Here is a 21,067-nt window from a genome sequence, read left to right on the forward strand (position 1 = left end):
CGCGGGCTCAGGGCGCCGGCGGTGTGGCGGGAGCCGCAGCCGGCTCCTTCTGCTGGAGGTGCGGCGGCACCGGAGGAAGGTCGCCGCGATCCTCGACCGGCGGGACCGGCGGCCAGGTGGCGATGACGAGGCCTTCGGCATCACCGGCCTGCAGCTGCATCGCCCGCCGTTCGTCGACGGCCGCGTTGAGCGTGCGGGCACCGATCTCGTTGAACAGCTCGAGCTGCGCGGCCGAGCGGTCGCTCTTGCTCAGCGCCAGCATGCGGTGGCCGCCGCCGTCGTAGACGGAAACCTGCGGCGACGATGCCGCATCCGTGTCGATCGCGAGGAAGTCGTAGCCTGCGTGGTTGCCCAGGCGCAGCGAAAGATCGCCGCGCTCATCCGATACCAGATGGGCGATCCTGTGCTGAGTCTTGCCGAAGATCGTCAGCTCGCCGCCGCCGTGCTGGCTGCGGCCGAGGTGCAGGAACTGCTGTCCGGTCGCATCGCTCAACGTCAGCTGCGCCGCGCCATCGGCGCTGCCTCCGAGGCGCACCGTGCGCTTGTCCGAGCCCGTCCACGTTTCGACGAAGCCGTGGCCCTCGGGCGTCGTCCCCATCGCGGCGATGTATTTGCGCTCGTCCTTGCCGACGACTTCGAAGCGATGCGCGCGTATCACCTCGGCCACCGGCGGAAGCACGGACTCGGTTCCGGCAGCATCCCAGTCCACCGGCGGCGCCTGCGGCTGGCCCACCGCTTCGCCCAGCAGCAGCGCCGAAAGCGCGACGATGCCGACGGCGCCGAGCGCGCTCTGCATCGCGGTCACCTTGCGCCGCAGCCTGCGGCAGTCGTGCTCGAGCCTCGAAAGGCGCTCCTCGGTCGTCATGTTCGTGGTCCTCCTCGAAGACTCTTAGCCAAAACAGTCGTGCGTCCACAATACGCGCCGCTCGTACTCGCTGGCTGGATGATCGGCCGGCTGCGCCTGCGTCGGCCGCGTCATGTGCAGGATGCGCAGCGAGCGCAGCGACTGCCCGCCGGAGTGCGTGCGATTCCACTCGCGGCACAGGTAGCGCGCGTAGTACTGGAACGGCCCTGCCTCATCGGGCACCAGCATCATCGTGGCGAACATGGCCTGCCAGTGGATGTTGGGAAGGCGATCGGCGATGCGCTGCGGCTTCTCGTACGTGAGCGGCCGCGCCCGCGCCTGTTCGAGCGAGGGAAGCCTCCCGCCGTTGGCGAGCAGGTCGATGGTGGTGCCGTCGGCCAGGTCCCCGGGGATGACGAACCAGCCGGTGGCGGCGATGTCCGTGAACATTCCCCACTGCTGCCACAGGAACAGCACCGACCCGAGCTCGGCCAGACCACGTGGAGGCTCGTAGTCGCGGTCGTACCAGAAGCCGATGTTCCACGCGGCGGTGTACACGATCAGCCATGCAGCGAAGATCTCGCCGGCAACCCGCGCGGCGCCCCCTGCGATGCTGCGCGCGCCGCCGGCGCCATCGACGCCGCGCGCCTGCGTCCGTCGCAGCCGCGGCACCACTGCCGCCTGCCAGCGCTCGCGCAGCATCGACAGCCGCGTCGAGCCCCGCAGCCGCTGCTCGAGGCGGTCCCAGAACGCCCCGGGCACCAGCGGCAGCAGCGCCACCGCCGTGGCCGCTGGAAAGAAGCCCACGCGCATGGTCACGAAGATGCCGGCCAGCATCGCCCACAATGCGACGAGGACGGCCACACGGATCCGCCACCACGGAGCGAACATCGCCAAGGCGCCGCCCGCCTCCAGCGCCAGCACGCCGTGGCTGAGCAGACGGACAAGGGACGGCTGGCGCTGCAGCCAGTGCCCGAGCGGACGCGTGTGGAACTCGTGGTCGAGCGCGGTGGCCAGGCCCTCGCCGCGCAGCCAGAACGGCGTGGCCAGCTTGGCGGCTCCTGCAATGAAGAGCACGAGCGCGACCTGCAGCTGCAGCCCGATGGCGGCGATGCTCATGCAGCGCTTCTCTTCCCTCGGCTGGGCCGCAGCCGCCGCATCCAGCGACCAGCGCGCGCCGAGCGGAAGCAGGATCCCCCACAGCATCAGCAGGCGCATGAGTACGTCGGCGCCGTAGACGAGGAAGGGATTGCGCAGGTGCAGCGACAGCGCGAGCAGCCAGCAAACGCCGGTGGCGATGCGCGTGTGCCAGCCGGCCAGCATCGCTAGCAGCGCCGCCGCGTGAACGGCGAACAGGACCAGCTGAGACGCGGCGTTGCCGCCGTACAGATGCAGCGACACCGCCAGCTCGTGACGGCCGTCGAACCACGCCAGCACGTCGTGCCGCGCCAGCGTGCCGTAGTCGGTGTAGTGCACGGACAGGTCGCGCGCGCGCACGACAAGATCACACAGCGCCACCAGCGCAAGACCGATGCGCAGCGCCGCCAGCGAGCGCAGGTCGAGACCGAACATCCTGAGGAGGAGCTCCTTCACTGGAAGCAATCGTGCGTCCACAGCAGCGTACGCTCGTAGTCCGCCATCACCGGCCGCCGCTGCAGATGCGCGCCCACGTCCCGGCCCACGAACACGATTTCGAATCCGAGCAGCTGTTCCGGTCCCGGCCGGCCGCGATTCCATTCGCGGCACAGGTAGCGGCCGTAGTGCAGGAAATGGCCGTCCTGGTGCGAGAACTGGCGAAGGATCTTGAACAGCGCCAGCCAGTGCGTGTCGCGATAACGGCTGCGTACGTCGGCGGGGCGGCCCTGAGTCTCCGCGGCGGCAAGCGCGTCTTCCAACGCCGGCACGGGCCCGCCTGCCGCCAGCAGGTCCACCCTGCGTCCGTCGGCGAGCGTGCCGGGGGCGGTGAACCATCCGGTGCGCGTGAAGTCGGAGAACATCCCCCAGGACTGGCGCATCATCGCGGCGCGCCCGAACCATGCGACGGCGGCGGGCGGCTCGTAGGCCTCGCCGCTGCGCCACAGACCGATGTTCCAGATGACGAGGTAGACCATGGCGAAGGCGGCTACCGCTTGGGTTGCCCACTCGCCGGCCGTGCGAGCCGGCGCAGCATCAACCGCAGGCCTCGCCTGCTGGGGCGCGCCCGTTGCGCTGCCGCCAGCGAACGACGGCAGCCTGCGCTCCACGACGTCCCAAGCGCTCGGCGGCACGAACACCACCATGCCGGCGGCCGTCAGCGCGGGGAGCAGATGCACGTCGATGGTGGCGGTGATGCCGAGCAGCAGCGCCCACCACACCGCGATCGCCACGAATCGAATCGCCGGCACGGGCAGCCACAGGAGGCTGCTGACGCCGAGCTCGACCACGAGCGTGGCATGCGACATCGCGCGCGTCAGCGCGGGAAAGTCCCGCACGATCCAGCCGAGCGGCCGCGTCGTCTCCTCCTGGTCCAGCGCGTAGGCCAGACCCAGCCCCTGCTGCCAGACGTCGGTGCCGAGCTTGGGCAGCCCGGCCATGAACAGGACCAGCCAGACCTGAAGCAGCAGTCCGGCGCACGCGATGGTCGAGCAGGCACGGTGCGTGGCATCGCCGGCGCGGGCATCCAGCGACCACGCCCTGCCCGCCGGCACGAGCATGAGCCAGAACAGGAGCGATCGCAGAAGGATGTCGCCGCCGTAGGAGAGGTACGGATTGCGCACCGTCAGCGACAGCACCATCAGCCAGGCCACCACGGAGGCTGCCCGCGTCCGCCAGCCGAGCAGCAGCGCCAGGAGCGCGGCCGCGTGAAGCGAGAACAGGGCGATCTGGCTCCACAGCGAGCCGCCGATTAGATGCAGCGAAATGGTCCAATCGTGGTACCCGCGAAACCACTGCAGCGCGTCGGTGCGCGTCAGCGTGCCGCGGTCGGTGAAATGGTCGGCGAGATCGGGAAGACGAAGAGCCAGGTCCAGCAGCCCGATGACGGCGACGGCCATTCGCAGGACCGCCAGGCCGCGCGCGTCGATCGAAAAGACCCTGGCCAGGATCAACACGCCGATTGCGCCATACGCGTAGCGGCCGTGCAAAACACCGCCGCTCGACAGCGGCCCGAAACGACGCGACCCCTCCAGACGGCTGCCTGGAGGGGTCGGTGTGACGAGCGTTTCGCTCCGATCAGTTGAACACGGGGCTCGTGCCGCTGACCACCACGGCCGCGGACGACTGGCCCGCCTGGCCCGAGCCGCCTGCGCCGCCCGTGCCGCCGCTGCCGGCACCGCCGCCGTTGCCGCCGAAGCCGACGTCCTTGCCGGAGCCGTCGTTGGTGTTGCCACGGCTGCCGCCGCCGCCGCCGCCGCCGCCGGAGCCGCCGCCGCCGCCGGAGCCGCCGTTGCCAGCCAGACCGGCACTGCGGCCGGTGTTGGTCACGAACGTGTTCGCGCCGTTGTTGCAGAAGTACATGCCGTAGGACGAGCCGCCGCCGCGACCGCCGCTGCCGGGGTTGCCGCCGCCGCCGCCGCCGCCGCCGCCGCCGCCGCCGCTGCCGCGACCGGCCACGCAGACCGAGCCGCCCTGGCCGCCGCCGCCGCCGCCGCCGCCGCCGCCGCGACCACCGGTGGCTGCGCTGCCGCTGCCGCCCTGGCTGCCAGGCAGCCACAGACATCCGGAGTGGCTGCCGGCGCTGCCCGCGCCGCCACCGCCGCCGTTGCTGCCGGTGACGCCGCCGGTGCCGCCGCCGCCGTCGCTGCCGGCGCTGCACCCGTTGCCGTTGCCGCCGCCGCCGCCGCCGCTCTGGCTGCCATTGGCGAAGCCGCTGTTGCCGCCGTTACCGCCGCGCTGGTTGCCGCTGCCGCCGGCGCCGCCGCCGCCGCCGCCCGAACCCTGCTGCCCGCCGGCGTTGCTGCCGGTGCCGCCGCCGCAGCCGCCGCAGCCGCCGCCGCCGCCGCCCGCAACACCGCCAGCGCCCGTGCCGCCGCCGCCGCCGCTGGCCAAGCCTGTATTGTCCGGCGCGCCGTTGCCGCCGTTGCCGCCGGGGCTGCCGCCGCTGCCGGTTCCACCGCCGCTGCCCGCCGCGCCGCTGCCGGCATTGCCGGCCACGAACGTGGAGTTGCGAACCGTGTAGCTCGACGAGTTGTTGGCGTAGAAGGCGTAGGTCGAGCCGCCCGAAGTGCTCGAGCCGGCTACCTCGGCCCGGATGCAGTCGATCGTGAACCCGCTACGGCTGGTCATGTTCACGGCGATGTACGCCGCATTGATACCGGCCGTGCCGAAATCGGGCGATGACGTGTTGCGGCTGAGCAACGTGGCGCTGCAGCCCTGGTTCTGCACCCAGGCCGAGTGCGTCGATCCGGTGCTGTGGCCGCCAAGCACCGTCACGTTGCTCGGGAACTGCACGGCTGCGCTGAGCGAATAGGTTCCGCCCGACAGGATGATCCTGCCGCCGCTCGGTACCGCACCGATGGCCGTAGCCAGCGAGCACGGCGAGCCCGGCAAACAGTTGCCGCTGCCGGACGGCGTGACGTACTTGCAGGTGCCGTTGTCGGAATTGACGCAGGTATCGCCCGCTTCGCTGCAGCTGTCGCTCGTGCACGGGTTGCCGTCGTCGCAGTTGCGTGCGCTGCCGCCGCTGCAGGACCCGCTGCCGTTGCAGGTCTCGTTGATGTTGCAGAACAGCCCGTCGTCGCAGCCGGTGCCGGCGGGATCGTTGCAGCTGTCGATGGACTCCTGGCAGAGATCGCCGCACTGGCCACCGTTGCACGGGTTGCCGCTGTGCGCGTTGCAGCCGCCGCCGGAGCAGGTGTCGGTGCCGTTGCAGAACAGGCCGTCGTTGCACGGCGCCGTGTTGTTCGGATGCGTGCAGACGCCGCCGCTGCTGCAGACGTCGTTGGTGCAGCCGTTGCCGTCATCGGTGCAGGTCGCGCCGGTGTTGGCGTTGTGATTGCACGTGCCCGAGCCGTTGCACTGGTCGATCGTGCACTCGTTGCCGTCGCTGTTGCAGGTGGTTCCGCTGGCGACCGTCGTGTCGGTCGGGCAGGTCTTGGCGCTGCCGTCGCAGAACTCGGGGATGGCGCACTCGCCTTCGCCGGCGCGGCACAGGTTGCCCGCGAAGATCTGCACCTCGGCCAGCGACAGGACCTCGCCGCTGTTCGAGCCGCTGATCTGGATGCGCACGTAGCGGCCGCTGCGGCCGACCGGGATCGTCGCCGAAGCGCCCGAGAGCGTGCCTCGGAAGAAGAACGCGCTCACTCCGGCCTGACCGATGGTCGTCGCCACGTCATTCGAGGCGAACGCGCTGTCGCTGACGAAGACGTAGAAGTCGTGCAGGCGCGTGCCGCAGCAGTCGGTGCGGTTCCACACCACGACGTCGTCGATGCCGCGCGAGGAGCCGAGGTCGACCTGCCACCACGGCTGCAGGGAGGACGCGGTGTGGGTCGTGGAGCCGTCTCCCCACTGGCCGCTGGTGTTGCCGTCGATCGCGCGGGAGGCCACGCCGCCGGCGTCGGTGCTCGACTGCGAGGCGGTGCCGCCGGTGGCCACGTTGGTCGTGCCCGAGCTCTTCACGCCGTCGGCGGGGCAGGTTGCGCTGGAGCCGGTGCAGGTCTCGGCGACGTCGCAGACTCCGCTGGCCGCACGGCACTCGGTGCCCGCGTTGCCTGCCGGATGCGCGCAGGTGCCCGAGCCGTTGCACTGGTCGAGCGTGCAGACGTTCCCGTCGCTGCTGCAGGCGGTGCCGGCAGGAGTCACGCAGCTGTCGCCGGCCTCGTTGCACGTATTGTTGCACTCTGGGCCGGTGGAGCAGGGATCGGTGCCGTGCACGCTGCAGCTGCCGCCCGAGCAGGTGTCGGCGCCGTTGCAGAACAGGCCGTCGTCGCACGGCGCGGTGTTGTTCGGGTGTGCGCAGACCCCGGAGCCGTTGCACTGGTCGTTGGTGCAGACGTTGCCGTCGTCGGTGCACGCGGTCCCCGCGGGGTCGGCGCAGACGTTATTGGTTTCGTCGCAGAAGTCGGCGCATTCGCCGTTGCCGGCGCACGGGTCGCCCATGCCCTGGCAGGTGCCGTTGCTGCAGCGGCTGGCCAGCGTGCAGTACAGCCCGTCGTCGCAGGAGCGGGTGTTGTTGTTGGCCACGCACGATCCGGCGCCGTTGCAGACGTTGTCGGTGCAGACGTTGCCGTCGTCGGCGCACGCGCTGCCTGCCGGGTCGGGTGCCGTGCAGCTGTCGGCGCCTTCGTTGCAGGTCTCGGCGCAGTTGCCGTCCCCGTCGGCGCCGGGGCACGGGTTGCCGCTGTGGTTGCAGGTACCGCCGCCGCAGGTGTCGGTGCCGTTGCAGTAGAGGCCGTCGTCGCAGGACGCCGTGTTGTTGTTGTGCACGCAGGCGCCCGAGCCGTTGCACACGTCGTTGGTGCAGACGTTGCCGTCGCTGCTGCAGGCCGTGTTGGCGGCGTCGAAACAGCTGTCGGTCGACTCGTTGCAGCTGTCGGCGCACTCGCCGCCGGAGGCGCAGGGATTCCCGGCATGCGCGGAGCAGCTGCCGCCCGAGCACGTGTCGGCGCCGTTGCAGTACTGGCCGTCGTTGCAGGGGGCGGTGTTGTTGGGGTGCGTGCAGGACCCCGATCCATTGCAGACGTCGTTGGTGCAGACGTTGCCGTCATCGCTGCACGGCAGGTTGGCCGGCAGGAAGCAGTTGTCCGCCAGTTCGTTGCAGACGTTGTTGCACTCGCCGTTGGCCGCGCACGTGGGGGTCTGGCCGACGCAGCGGCCGGCCAAGCACACGTCACCGGTCGTACAGAACAGGCCGTCGTCGCAGGTGGCGGTGTTGTTGATGGGTGCACACCGGCCGTTGCCGTCGCACTTGTTGTCGGTGCAGCCGTTGCCGTCGTCGGTGCATGCCGTGCCGGCCGGCTCGTTGCAGGTGTTCAGCTCCTCGTTGCAGGTGTCGGCGCACTCGCCGCCGCCGGCGCATGGATTGCCGGGACTGGCGCAGGTGCCGTTGGTGCAGACTTCCTCGCCGTTGCAGAACTGGCCGTCCGAGCAGGACAGGCCGTTGGCGGCGTTGGGATGCGAGCACGAGCCGCTGCCGTCGCAGACGTCGTCGGTGCAGACATTGCCGTCGTCGGTGCAGGCCGTGCCGAGGGGCAGGTTGCAGGTGTCGGTCACCTCATTGCACGTGTCCGAGCACTCGCCGCCGCCCGTGCACGGATCGCCGGTGTGGACGGTGCAGGCGCCGTTGGAGCAGGTGTCGGTGCCGTTGCAGAAGAGCTGGTCGTTGCAGGGCGCCTCGTTGTTCTGCGCGATGCAGCTGCCTTGGCCATCGCAGACGTTGTTGGTGCAGACGTTGCCGTCGTCGCTGCAGCTGGTGCCGGGGTTGCTGAAGGTGCAGTCGCCGGCGCAGCACTCGCTGCCGTCGCACTCCTCATTTCCCTCGAGAATGCCGTTGCCGCACACGGCCAGCGTGGTGCTGGTGGTGCTGGTCGTCGTGGTGGTGGTGCCGATGGGCGTCCCGGCGCCCTGGCAGCTGCGGTTGCTGCGGCCGTCGTCGAACTGGTCGCAGTCGCGCGTGAGGCCGTCGGCCTCGTTCATGGTCAGGCAGGCGCGGCAGGAGGTGCGCTCGTCCACGCACGCGACGAGATCGGATGCGGCAGCGCAAACGCCGGGGAAAAGCTCCGCCAGGTTCTCGCCGGCGCAGCGCTTGGAGAGGTCGTTCTGGATGCGGCGCAGGTTCTTGGCCGTCTGCTTGCGCTCGTCGGTCGCGACGACGTCCCAGCACGCCTCCATCGCTTCCTCGTCTTCGGGACCGCCGGACTTGATGAGCGTGGCGACGCAGCGATTGAACTCGCCGAGCTTGCGATCGAGGAGGTAGCGCCATCCGCGCGCGATGCGCTGCTGGCAGGAAGCGGCGGCGGCATCGTCGGCTGCGAGAACCAGAGCGTCATCGAGCGACCGGCCGAACATGTCGCTGTTCAGCTGCAACGCCTGTCCCACCGCGGCTCCGTTGGCCGTATCGGCGTCGACGTAGCCGAAGTCGGGAAGCGGGTCGGTGCAGTTGCCGGTCTCCGCCGCGCGCGTCGCGTCGGTCGCCAGCTTCATGCGAGTGTCATCGTTGGAGCGACACTGGGCGATCGTCTGATCGTTCAACGTGCCGTCGGCGATCTTTGCCCAGCAGCGCTCGATGCCCTGTCCGAGCTGATCGGCTACCGCTTGCGCTCGCTGATTCACCTGGCTGATGCATGCGCCCTGCTGTGCAGTGAGCGCGTACGCAGCCGTCGATGAGAACAGACTACAACAGACGAGCGCAGCCGCGGCTGCCCCCCACGTCTTACGAATCATGCTAAAGCCTCTCGCTTCGAGAATGCGTTCAAGAGGATGGCCCCCTCGTCCCTCGCCGAAACACAAAAATGATTTCCGCAACTGCACGAAGCAGCGCACGCGCATCATTCCGATGGTTGCGGAACCCTCCCGATCACCCCGTTCTCGTATCCGATCCCGTCGCCGCCCCGCGCGGGAAACGAGAAAATTCTTCCGGGGTGCAGGGTTCTACATAAGGTTTTAGGAATACGTCAAGGGAAGCCGACAGGTGTGTGTGCGGGTAGAACGGGTCGGCGCGCCGTCTTCGCATTCCAATCGCCGGCCAGCGCAGCGCGTCATCATCGTCGGCATCGATTTTCCAACGACGCGGCATCGGTCGTCGCGTGACGCGATAACGGCTGTCGGAATGCAATCACGGTCATCTTTGGCCCGGAATGCCTCAGCCTGAGGCACATTGACGACGTGCGCCGACCGCAAAGCACGCCCGGCAACGGGATTCGAGATGCCAGAAGCGCCACGACATCGAACCCAGCGCCACCAACCATGCGCCGGCGGCGGCCGCTGCACGGTGGCGGCGGCACGTGCCGGCGCCGTCGCCGCAACACTGGCGGCCCGCAACAGCGGACGTCGGCGCGTGACAGAAACGGAAGGGCGCGGGCAGGTGCGGGAAAAATGACTCCCGCAACTGCGGCCAACATTGATGTCCGACCCGCTCGCCAGGGCGGGAGGACGACTGCGTTGGGGTGGAGAGGACGGAAAGAAAACACGAAACTTCGTTTCGCTTCTTGTTCGCCAAATTTCGCTCTGCTAGACCGAACGCGTCGTCATGGAAGTGCTGGCTCCCGAGAACGCGATCGCCGAAGGTCACCGCGTCCCTTCCTTTTCTTCTTCGGAACAGCGTGCGGTCGCGTGGGACCTGCCCGAGCTGGCCGGGCGCCTGACCCAGATATGCGCCAGCGGCGCCGGAGCGGCGCTGACATCGTGCGCCGATCTGATCTGGAAGGCGCAGCAACGCGGCGAGCCTTGTGCCTGGGTCGGCGCGCAGGCCAGCAGCTTCTTTCCCCCGGACTTCGAATCCAGCGGCATCGACCTGGCCGCCCTTCCCTTCATCCGTACGCCCGATGCGGCTGCGGCCGCACGCGCCGCCGACAAGCTGCTGCGCTCGGGCGCCTTTGGCCTGGTCCTTCTCGATCTCGGCTCTCGTCCGTCGATTCCCTCGCCTCTTCTTGCCAGGCTCCTGGCCCTGGCGCGCAAGCATGACGCCGCCGTCATCCTGCTGCTCGAGAACGGTGCCGAATCTCCTTCGCTGGCGCCCATCGTGTCGCTGCGCGTGACGACGTCGCGGCGGCGCTCCGCGCCGGACCGGTTCGTGTGCACCATCGAGGCAGTCAAGGACAAGAGTCGCGGACCGGGCTGGGCCCACCAGGAGACCTTCCGTGGACCGCCTGGCCTGCGTTGACCTGCCCTCGCTGCCGCTTCAGCTCCTGCTCGCCGAGCATCCGCAGTGGAAGACCCTGCCAGCCTGCGTCGTCGACAAGGACGATCCGCAAGGCGTGCTGCTGTGGCTGAACGAGAAAGCCTGGCGCATGCGGCTGCGGCCGGGCATGCGCTACGGCGCGGCGTTGTCGCTGGCGCGCACGCTGCGCGCAGGCGTCGTCGCTCCCGGCACCATCGAATCCGCACGCCAGCGCATGCTGGCGAGGCTTCGCGAGCTGTCACCGCACGTGCAGGCGTCGCGGGAGGAAGCCGGCACGTTCTGGCTGGACGCTTCGGGGATGACGCGACTGTACGGCGAGATGCCGGCGTGGTCGCGTGCGGTCGCTGGCGCGGTTGCCGGCGAAGGCTTTCGCGGCAGCGTCGTCACGGGCTTCACCCGCTTCGGCACCTACGCGCTGGCCAAGAGCGCATGCTCCGCCATCGACCTGGCCTCGCCCGAAGAGGAGCGCGCGGCGGTCGCGCGCGTGCCGCTGGAGAGGCTCGGCATCTCGCCCGAGCTGCGCGACATGATGACGCGCCTCGGCGTTCGCACCGTCGGTGATTTCCTCGACCTGCCGGGCGCAGGCATCCGCCGCCGTTTCGGCGCCGAGGCATGGCTGCTGCACGAGCGCGCATGCGGCCGCGCCTGGGACCCGCTCCAGCCCGATCCGGAAGAGGAGCCTTGGCTGCAGAGCCTGCTGCTGGACGAGCCCGTCGCCAATACGAGCATCCTGCTGTTTCTCGTGCGCAAGCTGCTCGCGCCGCTGCTGGCGCGGCTGGCGACCAAGGCACAGGGAGTCGCGGCCGTGTCGGTGGCGCTGCATCCGAGCTTGCGGCGCGCGGAGGCGCGGTCCGACGATGCCGGCTCCGAGAAAAAGGGACGTTCCGAGCCGACGCCCACGGCCGCGTCGTGCGTCGTGCGCATCCAGGCCGCCGAGCCCACGCTCGAGGAGGCCGTCCTGCTCGACCTGGTTCGCCTGCGTCTCGAGCAGACACGCCTGCAGCGGGGCGTGCTGGAGATCGAGGTCGCAGTGGAAGCCGCGCCCGCGACCACCGATCAGCTCCGCATGTTCCAGAGCGCCACGCGCCGCGATCTCAAGGCGGGGCAGCGAGCGCTGGCGCGGCTTCGCGCCGAGCTCGGGGACGATGCCGTCGTGTACGCGCGGCCGCGCGAGGGACATCTTCCCGAAGGCAGCTTCACGTGGGAGCCGGCGCTCGAGCTGAAGGCCGCGGCGCCGCGCGTGGTGCGCGTGCGGCCGTTGGTGCGGCGCATGCACAGCAGGCCGCAGATGCTGCCGCCGCGCCCACTGCGCGACCGCGACGACAGCTGGAGCACGGAGACGGCCGGCCTCGGCCGCATCGAGAGCATGGTCGGTCCCTTCATCGTCTCGGGCGGCTGGTGGCGGCGCGAAGTGCACCGCGAGTACCACTACGCCCGCACCGACAGCGGCGCGATCCTCTGGGTCTACCACGACCGCAAACGGAGGAGGTGGTTTCTGCATGGGAGGGTCGAATGAGCTGCCGCGACGAACTGAGCTCGCCGCTCGCCAGCTCGCGGCTCGGGTTCCTGCATGGACGAGTCGAATGAGCTGCCGCTGCCACTTCTTGCGCGTCCGCGGGCGTGTCTCCGGCGGACCCTGCGGTTCCTCCGCCCTGCGTCCGCCGGGGACATGCCCGTGGACGCGCCCTCTTCGCCCGTGTGACGGAGCGTAGCTCGTGCTGCCGTACGCCGCGCTATGGTGCAAGAGCAACTACTCCTTCCTCGAAGGCGCGGGCCATCCCGAAGAGCTGATCGAGAAGGCGGTCGAGCTCGGCCTGTCTTCGATCGCCATCACCGACCGCGACGGCGTCTACGGCATCGTCCGCGCGCATCTGCATGCGCGCGAGCTCGGCATGCGGCTGATCATCGGCTCCGAGATCACGGTCGAAGACGGCACCCGCATCGTGCTGCTGTGCCAGGATCGCGACGGCTACCGCAACCTCTGCCGCCTGATCACCGCCGGCCGCCTGCGCTGCGAGAAAGGCGACTCCTGGGTGACCTGGCGCGAGGTGTGCGCGCACGCCGCGGGCCTGGTCGCACTGTGGGGCGGCGAGCGCAGCCTCATGACCAGCCGCCTCGACCCGCATCTGGTCGCCACCGACCTGTGCGATGCGTTCGCCGACCGCCTCTACGCGACGCTCGCGCGCCACAAGCAGGCCGACGAGCCGCATCAGGAAGCGCGCCTTCGCGAGCGCGCGGCGCGGTACGGCCTGCCGCTGGTCGCATGCAAGGAAGTGCTCTACCCGTCGCGCGCGCGCCGCCCGCTGCACGATGTCATGACGTGCATCCGCCGCGGCGTCACCCTGGCCACCGCCGGCCGCGCCATCCACGCCAACGCCGAGCACGCGCTCGAATCGCCGTACGCGATGGCCAGCCTGTTCGGTGACGACATGCCTGCGCTGCAGCGGACGCGCGAGGTGGCCGAGCGCTGCGCGTTCTCGCTCGCCGAGCTGCGCTATCGCTATCCGGCCGAGCGCCTGCCCGAAGGCAACACGACCTCGCAGTACCTGCATCAGCTCGCCTTCGAGGGTGCGCGCACGCGCTACGGAGGCACGGTGCCGCAGGACGTGGCGGCACAGCTCGAGAAGGAGCTGGCGCTCATCGAGGAGCTCGACTACGGCGGATACTTCCTGACCATGCACGAGATCGTCGAGTTCTGTCGCAAGAGCGCGATCCTGTGCCAGGGCAGAGGCTCGGCGGCCAACTCGGCCGTCTGCTACTGCCTCGGCATCACGGCGATCGACCCGGTGCGCATGGGCCTGCTGTTCGAGCGCTTCCTGTCGCGCGAGCGCGCCGAGCCTCCCGACATCGACCTCGACATCATGCACGAGCGGCGCGAGGAGGTGATCCAGCACGTCTACGAGAAGTACGGCCGCAGCCATGCCGGCATGGTCGCCAACGTCATCCGCTACCGGCCGAAGTCGGCCGTGCGCGACGTCGGCAAGGTGCTCGGCATTCCGGGGACCTCGCTGGACCGCCTGTCGCGGCTGCTGTCGTACGAGCAGGTGACCCCGGAGGCGCTGGTGCAGGCGGGCCTGGATCCGTCCGGAGGCGACGGCGCACACCTGCTGGCGCTGTCGAACGACATCCTCGACTTCCCGCGCCACCTCTCCATCCATCCCGGCGGCTTCCTGCTCGGACACGAGCCGGTCAGCGACATCGTCCCCATCGAGAACGCCACGATGGAAAAGCGCACCGTCATCCAGTGGGACAAGGACGACATCGAGGCGCTCGGCCTGTTCAAGGTCGACCTGCTCGGCCTGGGCGCGCTGACCATGATCGACCTGGCGCTGAAGGAGATGAAGAGCTGCCGCGGCGTGCACCTGACGATGGCGACGATTCCCGCCGAGGACGCGGCCACCTACGAGATGATCTGCCGCAGCGAGACGGTCGGCGTCTTCCAGATCGAGAGCCGCGCGCAGATGGCGATGCTGCCGCGCCTCAAGCCCAGGACGTTCTACGACCTGGTGGTGGAGGTCAGCATCGTGCGGCCCGGCCCCATCACCGGCGGCATGGTGCATCCATATCTGCGCCGGCGCATGGGACAGGAGGCGATCGATTATCCGCACGAGTGCCTGCGCCCGGTGCTCGAGAAGACGCTCGGCATCCCGCTCTTCCAGGAGCAGGTGATGAAGCTGGCGATCGTTGCCGCCGACTACACGCCGGGCGAGGCCGACCGCCTGCGCCGCGACATGGCCGCGTGGCGGCGCACCGGCCGCATCGAGAAGCACCGCGACCGTCTGATCACGCGCATGACGGCCAAGGGCATCCGCCGCGAGTTCGCCGAGCGTGTCTTCGAGCAGATCCGCGGCTTCGGCGAGTACGGCTTTCCCGAAAGCCACGCCGCCAGCTTCGCGCTCATCGCCTACGCCACCGCGTGGCTGCGCTGCCACTATCCGGTGGAGTTCACCTGCGCGCTGCTCAATGCGCAGCCGATGGGCTTCTACTCGCCTTCGACGATCATCGGCGACGCACAGCGTGGCGGCGTCGAGGTGCTGCCGATCGACGTGACGCGCAGCGACCAGGACTGCACGATGGAGCTGACCGCCAGGGATTTCGGCGTGCGCGTGGGTCTGCGCTACGTCAAAGGCCTGGCCAAGACCGAGGGCGAGGCGATCGTGGCGGCGCGGCGGCGCGCCGAGATCGCACGCGGCGGCTTCGCATCGGTCGAGGATTTCGTGCGCAGCGCGCGCGTGTCGGAGAAGGCCCTGAAGGCGCTGGCGCAGTGCGGAGCGCTGTCGTCGTTGCAGGGGGACCGTCGCGCGGCGCTATGGCAGGTGGTCGGGCTGGCGGCGAGCGAGCAACCGTCGCTGGCGCTGGAGGACACCGAGCACGTGCCCACCTTCGACGTGCTCAGCGACTTCGAAACCATCGCCTGGGACCACCAGGCCAGCGGCCACAGTGTGCGCGGCTATCCTCTGGAGCCGATGCGCGCCGAGCTGGCCGCGCGCGGCCTTCCCACCGCGCGCCAGGTCGGCACGATGCGCAGCGGTGAGCGCGTCGACTATGCCGGCATCGTCATCTGCCGCCAGCGCCCCGGCACCGCGCGCGGCGTCGTCTTCATGACGCTCGAGGACGAAACCGGCTTCGTCAACGCGATCCTGTGGCAGAGCGTGGTCGAGAAGTTCCCGGTCCTGGCCAAAAGCGCCGTCTTCCTCGGCATCAGCGGCAAACTACAGCGCGAGGACGGCGTGGTGCACATCGTGGTGGACCGGCTGTGGGAGCCGCACGTCTCGATGCAGCCGCACCAGGCGCGGGCGCGCGACTTCCGCTGAGGTTCGGTTTCTGCACGCGAACGATGCCGCCGGCGGCCGGCCGCGTCGCGAGCGATGCGCGAGGCCACCTCGCCTGGCGCCGGCGGCGACGGCGGCCTCAGTCGAAGACGTCGCCGAGCATCTCGACCCAGCTCTTCTTGCGCCGCGGGTAGCGGCGGTAATGATCGTCGTCGTGGTCGCGGTACGGACGATCGCGATAGGGCGGCTCGCCGTAGGCGGCGTCCGCGTAAGGACGCCCCCTGTCGGGTCGATCCTCGTAGCGCTGCGGCTCCGGCGCGCGCTCGGGCCGGCGCGCTTCGAGCTCGTCGAGCTCGCGCGTCGCGCGCGCGATCAGCTTCTCGAGCTCGCCGCGATCCAGCCAGATTCCTCGGCAGCTGGGGCAGGCATCGACGACGATGCCGTCGCGGTCGCGCTCGTCCAGGACGGCGGTGTTGCAGCGTGGACAGTTCATCCATCTCCTCCGTTCGAGATCGCTTCGTCGCGTGCAGCAGGCAGTGGCGCCAGGATGCCCGCGCGGCAATGCGGCCGCCAACGGCGACCGGATACCGGGCGCTCGCAGCCTGGATCGACCCTCCGTCCCCTCCTTTCATTCGAATGCAGCGCACGAACCGAGCCCGGATCGGCCGCGTGCCGGCGAGTGGATCGTGTGAGCCGACCGCGCCCGGCACAACGATCGCGCAACACACTTTGACAGGGGCTCGATGGGAGGAGTAAGGAAGCCACCGCCATGCGGAGCAGGATCAAGGAGTATCTCGACGCCGACCCGGCCCTGGCCGACCGGTACGTCAAGATCCGGACCTACGCTCGCGGCATCATCATCTCCGGCTACGACCTGACCAAGCGCTGCAACCTTCGCTGCGAGGGCTGCTTCTTCTTCGAGGGCGAGCTGTCCACCCGTTATGAAGAAGAGAAGACCAATCAGGAGTACGACGAGTTCTTCCGCGCCGAGCTGGCGCGGGGGGTGAACTACCCGCACTTCGCCGGCGCCGAGCCCGCCCTGGTGCCGGACCGGCTGCACATCGCCAACCGGTACTGGAAGCGCGGCCTCATCTACACCAACGGCACCATCAAGATCGACCCGCAGATCACGTTCATGATCCACGTCTCGCTGTGGGGCAACCCGGCCACCGATGCCGTGCTTCGCGGAGCCCCCGTCTTTCGCAAGGCCGTGGCCAATTACGCAGGCGACCCGCGCGCCGTGGTGATGATGACCATCAACCGGCGCAACGTCGACGAGATCGCCGACGTGGCGCGTGTCTGCGAGAACGCCGGCCTGCGTCTGTCCTTCAACCACTACAGCCCTTCGCGCCAGTACCAGCACAAGGTCCTCGAGGGCGGCGAGGAGACCGACACGTTCCGCCTGAGCACACGCGAGGACAACCTGATCCTGCGCGCGCAGGATCTGGCGCGTGTCCGCGATCTCATCGAGGAGCAGATCGTCCTGCGGCCGCAGACGGTGATCTACTCGCGCTACTACAACGACTGGATCAATGCCGCCGGCACGCGTTTCATCATCGACGCGGCCAGCGGCATGGCCACCGACTGCCCGATCCTGAACATGCCGCGCCACCGCCAGCACCACGTCGACTTCTCCTACAGCGACGACGAATGCTGCATCGCCAACATCGACTGTTCGGGCTGCCGCCATTACGTCTCCGGCTACACCAAGATCATGGCCGAGCTGGACAACCACACCGGCTCCTTCGAAAGCTTCGCTGGCTGGGTCGATGTGTTCGATACCTGGTGCCGACTGCACTACCCCGCGTGGGACGATCTGACGGTTCTCGAGATGGAAGAGGCCGCAGCGGGGGACGCGCGCGGTGCCGGCTGGGCCGGCGCGACCAACATCCGCTGAGGCGGGCGGCGCTCGCCGCACGCCCCTTCGAGTCTTCGCCTGCGAAAGCGCGCCGACCGGCGTTGCTCGCAGATCGAAGCCGCCTTCTAATGCACCCATGATGCTTGCGACCTGGTCGGCTGCCCTGACTGCATCGGCATTGCTGGTTCTTCCGGCCGGCGCGGCCTCCGCCGCCATCACCACGGAGCTGGTCACGGGCGGTCTGGAACGTCCGTTGTTCGCCACCGCGCCGCCCGGCGATACCGGCCGCCTCTTCCTCGTCGAGCAGCACAGCGGCCGCATCCGCATCCTCGACCTCGGCAACGACACGCTGCTCGCAACCGACTTCCTCGACCTCGACGACATCGCTACCGACGATGAGCAGGGGCTTCTCGGCCTCGCCTTCCATCCCGAGTACGCCGAGAACGGCTACTTCTACGTCAACCTGACCAGGGCCGGTGACGGCGATACCGAGATCCGCCGCTATGAGGTCTCGAGCGATCCCGATGTTGCCGACGAAAAGAGCGGACAGCTGGTGCTGAGCTACGTGCAGCCGCAGAACAACCACAACGGCGGGTGGATGGGCTTCGGCCCCGACGGCTTTCTCTACATCGCCTCGGGAGACGGCGGCGGCAGCAACGATGCGGGCACCGGACACACGGCAGGCACCGGCAATGCGCAGGACATCACCGACAACCTGCTCGGCAAGATCCTTCGCATCGACGTCGATGGCGACGATTTTCCCGCCGACGCCGCGCGCAACTACGCGATCCCGCCTTCGAACCCGTTCGTGGGCGTGACCGGCGACGACGAGATCTGGAGCTACGGCCTGCGCAATCCCTGGCGCGCCAGCTTCGATCGGAACACCGGCGACTTCTACATCGGCGACGTCGGGCAGAGCTCGCGCGAGGAGATCGACGTGCAGCGGGCCGGCGACGGCGGCGGGCAGAACTACGGCTGGCGGCTGCGCGAGGGCACGATCCAAACGCCGACCGTCGGCGGTGCGCGCCCCAGCGGCGCCATCGATCCGATCTACGACTACACACGCGGCAGCGGCGCCTTCCAGGGTCGCTCGGTCACCGGCGGCTACGTCTATCGAGGGCCCATCGAGGAGATCCAGGGCCATTACTTCTTCGCGGACTTCGCCACCGCGCGCATCTGGTCCCTGATCTATGACGGATCGGCTCCGGCCACGTTCGACGGCAGCAACTACACCGATCTTTCGGACCGCACCGCCGAGCTGGATCCGGCCGGCGAGGCCTCGATCGACGACGTCGCGAGCTTCGGCGAGGACGCGCAGGGCAATCTCTACATCGTCGAGCTCGGCGGCCAGCTCTTCCGCGTGATCGAGGCGCCGGATGCGGCTTGCGGAGATCCGGTCGAGGACGCCGCTGCCGGCTCTGCCGCCTCGCTCAGCGCCAGCGATGCGTTGTTCGTGCTTCGCACCAGCGTCGGATCGCAGTCGTGCGCCCTGTGTGTGTGCGACGTCAACGACAGCGGCGACGTCACCGCCACCGACGCGCTCGCGGTGCTTCGCGCCGCCGTCGGCAGCCCGGTCGAGCTGACCTGCCCCGCCTGCCCGTGAGCGCGATGCACGGCCGCGGCTGCCGCGTCCTTCACTCCGCTTCGGCAACGACCACCGGCGCGCGCCGCGCCGCCAGCCCCTCGACGATGAAGACGAGCAGCGCGGTCCACACCAGCGTGAAGCCGATGAGCTGCTCGCGATGGAACGGCTCGCCGTAGACGAGAGTGCCCAGCGCCAGCTGCAACGTCGGCGCGATGTACTGGAGGATGCCGACCCAGAACAGCGGTATGCGCTGGGCCGCCGATGCGAACATGAGCAGCGGCGCGGTGGTGATGGCGCCGGCACCGACGAGCATTGCGCTGGCAACGGCATCGCCGCCGAGCAGCGGTCCCTGTCCTCGCGCTTCGGAGTAGACGAGGAACGAGACCGCCGGGACCAGCAGCAGCCCGGTCTCCAGCGTCAGGCCGTCCAGCGACGCGAGCGGCGCCGTCTTCTTGACCAAACCATAGAGGGCAAAGCTGGTGGCCAGCAGCAACGCGACCCACGGCACCGAGCCGTGCATGAGCGTCAGATACGCCACGCCGGTGCCCGCAAGCGCGATCGGCACCCACTGCATGGGGCGCAGGCGCTCGCGCAGCACGACCACGCCGAGCAGCACGCTGATGAGCGGATTGATGTAGTAGCCGAGGCTGGTCTCGACCAGGAAGCCGGCGCCGACGGCCCAGATGAACAGGGTCCAGTTGATGCCGATCAGAATGGCGGCGGCTGCATACAGGCCCAGCGACCGCCACGAGGTCGCGGCATCCGCGAATGCCCGCCACCGCCCGGCCAGCGCCAGCACTGCGGCCAGCAAGGCAAAAGACCAGACGATGCGATGGCAGATGACCTGCGCCGCCGGCACGTGCGCGAGCATCTTCCAGTAGATCGGCAGCAGGCCCCATGACGTGTAGGCGCCCGCTGCGTACCAGAATCCCGCGTTGGTCCTGCTGTCGGCCATGAGCGAAGGCGTGGCGTACCCGGCGTGGAGCCGAAACTCGAACGGGAGGCGGCGGCGAAGCCCCGCATGGTCGAAAACGTTCGCGCCTTGGCCGGAAAGGACCGCCGGCCGGCCTGAACGTTTGGCGGGAACAGGCCGGCCGGCGTGGTCGCGCAGCCTTCAGCGACGCGTGGGGTCGCGACGCCGCAGGAGGAGGAGGTCTGATCCTGCGCGACCGGAGAGAGACGCGTCGATGGTTGCGGAATCCACGCGGCTCCGGTCGGCATTCTATCGGCTCGCACCCCCGGCCACAGTGAGCACGCTCACTGCCACCGCGAATTCTGCGCGTCGTGCGCGTCGAGGAGGTTGTGCGCAGGCAGCTCCGACCGTTGGCGCGGCGGCGGCGGCGCAGATGGCGATTTTGCCTGTCCGGGCCTGCGCTGGTAGTCGCAACGCGCGCTGGCCGGCACGGCCAGAGGAGGAGCAGCCGGAATGGACGTCCAAGGAAAGGTCGCGATCGTGACGGGAGGCGGAACCGGAGTGGGCCGCGCCACGGCTCTGGAGCTGGCGCGCCGCGGCTGCTCGGTGGTCGTCAACTACTCGAAGTCGCGCGAGGAGGCCGAACAGACGGCTGCCGAAGCCTCTGCGCTCGGCGCCCGAGCCATCGCCGTGCAGGGCGACGTCGCCGAGGACCAGGCCTGCCGGCGGCTGGTCGAGACGGCCGTGGCCGAGCTCGGCAGCGTCAGCATCCTGGTCAGCAACGCGGGCACCACCGAGTTCATCCCCCACCACGATCTGGAACGGCTGACACCGGAGGTCTGGCACCGCATCCTGTCGGTCAACCTGATCGGTCCGTTCCAGCTCGCGCGCGCCGCCAAGGCCGCGATGGAAGGCGCCGGCGGCGGGGAGATCGTCCACACCTCCAGCATCGCCGGCATCGTCGGCGTGGGAAGCTCGATCGCCTACTGCGCTTCCAAGGCGGCGCTCAACAACCTGACGCTGACGCTGGCGCGCGTGATGGGGCCGGCCGTTCGCGTCAACGCGGTGGCCCCCGGGTTCATCACCGGCCGCTGGCTCAAGTCCGGCTATGGCGAAGCCTACGATGCGCTCGAGCAGCTGGCCGCGGCCCGCTCGGTGTTGAAGAAGGTGTGCGAGCCCGAAGACGTCGCGGCCGCCATCGTCGGAATCATCACCGGCTCCGACCTCATCACCGGGCAGGTCATCGTGGTCGACGGCGGCATGACGATCGCGCAGATGTGA

At 69.4% G+C, this 21,067-nt stretch carries 12 protein-coding genes; 6 read left to right on the forward strand and 6 right to left on the reverse strand.

Going from position 1 to position 21,067, the window contains the following annotated elements:
- Positions 1 to 7: 7 nt before the first annotated feature.
- The 4 genes from VEC57_08210 to VEC57_08225 all read right to left on the reverse strand — a co-directional run bounded on the left by VEC57_08210 (position 8) and on the right by VEC57_08225 (position 9,202).
- Positions 8 to 865, reverse strand: a complete 858-nt coding sequence (locus VEC57_08210; GenBank protein ID HYB99108.1) for a hypothetical protein — start codon at positions 863 to 865, stop codon at positions 8 to 10.
- Positions 866 to 889: 24 nt separating this feature from the next.
- Entirely contained in the window at positions 890 to 2,437 is a 1,548-nt protein-coding gene (locus VEC57_08215) for an HTTM domain-containing protein (GenBank protein ID HYB99109.1), read from the reverse strand.
- Positions 2,434 to 3,930, reverse strand: coding sequence for an HTTM domain-containing protein (locus VEC57_08220; GenBank protein HYB99110.1), 1,497 nt, complete (start codon positions 3,928 to 3,930; stop codon positions 2,434 to 2,436). The genes VEC57_08215 and VEC57_08220 overlap by 4 nt, the downstream gene beginning before the upstream one ends.
- Positions 3,931 to 4,054: 124 nt before the next feature.
- Entirely contained in the window at positions 4,055 to 9,202 is a 5,148-nt protein-coding gene (locus VEC57_08225) for a discoidin domain-containing protein (GenBank protein HYB99111.1), read from the reverse strand.
- Between the two features lie 805 nt (positions 9,203 to 10,007).
- Between VEC57_08225 and VEC57_08230 the strand changes: the two genes are divergently transcribed.
- The 3 genes from VEC57_08230 to VEC57_08240 all read left to right on the forward strand — a co-directional run bounded on the left by VEC57_08230 (position 10,008) and on the right by VEC57_08240 (position 15,472).
- Complete coding sequence (locus VEC57_08230; GenBank protein ID HYB99112.1) at positions 10,008 to 10,640, forward strand: hypothetical protein; 633 nt, start codon at positions 10,008 to 10,010, stop codon at positions 10,638 to 10,640.
- Positions 10,618 to 12,174: a hypothetical protein gene (locus VEC57_08235; GenBank protein HYB99113.1), complete on the forward strand. Its 1,557-nt coding sequence runs from the start codon at positions 10,618 to 10,620 to the stop codon at positions 12,172 to 12,174. Before VEC57_08230 ends, VEC57_08235 begins: the two co-directional genes overlap by 23 nt.
- A gap of 199 nt (positions 12,175 to 12,373) precedes the next feature.
- Complete coding sequence (locus VEC57_08240; protein HYB99114.1) at positions 12,374 to 15,472, forward strand: error-prone DNA polymerase; 3,099 nt, start codon at positions 12,374 to 12,376, stop codon at positions 15,470 to 15,472.
- A 97-nt stretch (positions 15,473 to 15,569) separates the two neighbouring features.
- Here VEC57_08240 and VEC57_08245 read toward each other — a convergent pair whose 3' ends face one another.
- Complete coding sequence (locus VEC57_08245; GenBank protein HYB99115.1) at positions 15,570 to 15,923, reverse strand: zf-TFIIB domain-containing protein; 354 nt, start codon at positions 15,921 to 15,923, stop codon at positions 15,570 to 15,572.
- Between the two features lie 276 nt (positions 15,924 to 16,199).
- Here VEC57_08245 and VEC57_08250 point away from each other — a divergent pair, with 276 nt between their 5' ends.
- Both VEC57_08250 and VEC57_08255 read left to right on the forward strand, forming a co-directional pair.
- Positions 16,200 to 17,327 (forward strand): hypothetical protein, encoded by a 1,128-nt coding sequence (locus VEC57_08250; GenBank protein ID HYB99116.1) that lies wholly within the window; start codon positions 16,200 to 16,202, stop codon positions 17,325 to 17,327.
- Positions 17,328 to 17,424: 97 nt separating this feature from the next.
- Positions 17,425 to 18,891, forward strand: coding sequence for a PQQ-dependent sugar dehydrogenase (locus VEC57_08255; protein HYB99117.1), 1,467 nt, complete (start codon positions 17,425 to 17,427; stop codon positions 18,889 to 18,891).
- A 31-nt stretch (positions 18,892 to 18,922) separates the two neighbouring features.
- Here the strand turns inward: VEC57_08255 and rarD are convergent, their stop codons facing one another.
- Positions 18,923 to 19,828 (reverse strand): EamA family transporter RarD, encoded by a 906-nt coding sequence (gene rarD, locus VEC57_08260; protein HYB99118.1) that lies wholly within the window; start codon positions 19,826 to 19,828, stop codon positions 18,923 to 18,925.
- A gap of 471 nt (positions 19,829 to 20,299) precedes the next feature.
- Between rarD and VEC57_08265 the strand changes: the two genes are divergently transcribed.
- Positions 20,300 to 21,067: an SDR family oxidoreductase gene (locus tag VEC57_08265; protein ID HYB99119.1), complete on the forward strand. Its 768-nt coding sequence runs from the start codon at positions 20,300 to 20,302 to the stop codon at positions 21,065 to 21,067.

It is taken from the genome of Candidatus Limnocylindrales bacterium, from assembly GCA_035626395.1.
GTDB lineage: Bacteria > Desulfobacterota > Binatia > UBA1149 > CAITLU01 > DASPNH01.

Excerpts from the sequence above, each read along its gene's own strand:
- VEC57_08210 (HYB99108.1), bottom strand. The coding sequence starts at position 865 with ATGACGACCGAGGAGCGCCTTTCGAGGCTCGAGCACGACTGCCGCAGG.
- VEC57_08225 (HYB99111.1), bottom strand. The coding sequence starts at position 9,202 with ATGATTCGTAAGACGTGGGGGGCAGCCGCGGCTGCGCTCGTCTGTTGT.
- VEC57_08230 (HYB99112.1), top strand. The coding sequence starts at position 10,008 with ATGGAAGTGCTGGCTCCCGAGAACGCGATCGCCGAAGGTCACCGCGTC.
- VEC57_08245 (HYB99115.1), bottom strand. The coding sequence starts at position 15,923 with ATGAACTGTCCACGCTGCAACACCGCCGTCCTGGACGAGCGCGACCGC.
- VEC57_08250 (HYB99116.1), top strand. The coding sequence starts at position 16,200 with ATGCGGAGCAGGATCAAGGAGTATCTCGACGCCGACCCGGCCCTGGCC.
- VEC57_08255 (HYB99117.1), top strand. The coding sequence starts at position 17,425 with ATGATGCTTGCGACCTGGTCGGCTGCCCTGACTGCATCGGCATTGCTG.
- rarD (HYB99118.1), bottom strand. The coding sequence starts at position 19,828 with ATGGCCGACAGCAGGACCAACGCGGGATTCTGGTACGCAGCGGGCGCC.
- VEC57_08265 (HYB99119.1), top strand. The coding sequence starts at position 20,300 with ATGGACGTCCAAGGAAAGGTCGCGATCGTGACGGGAGGCGGAACCGGA.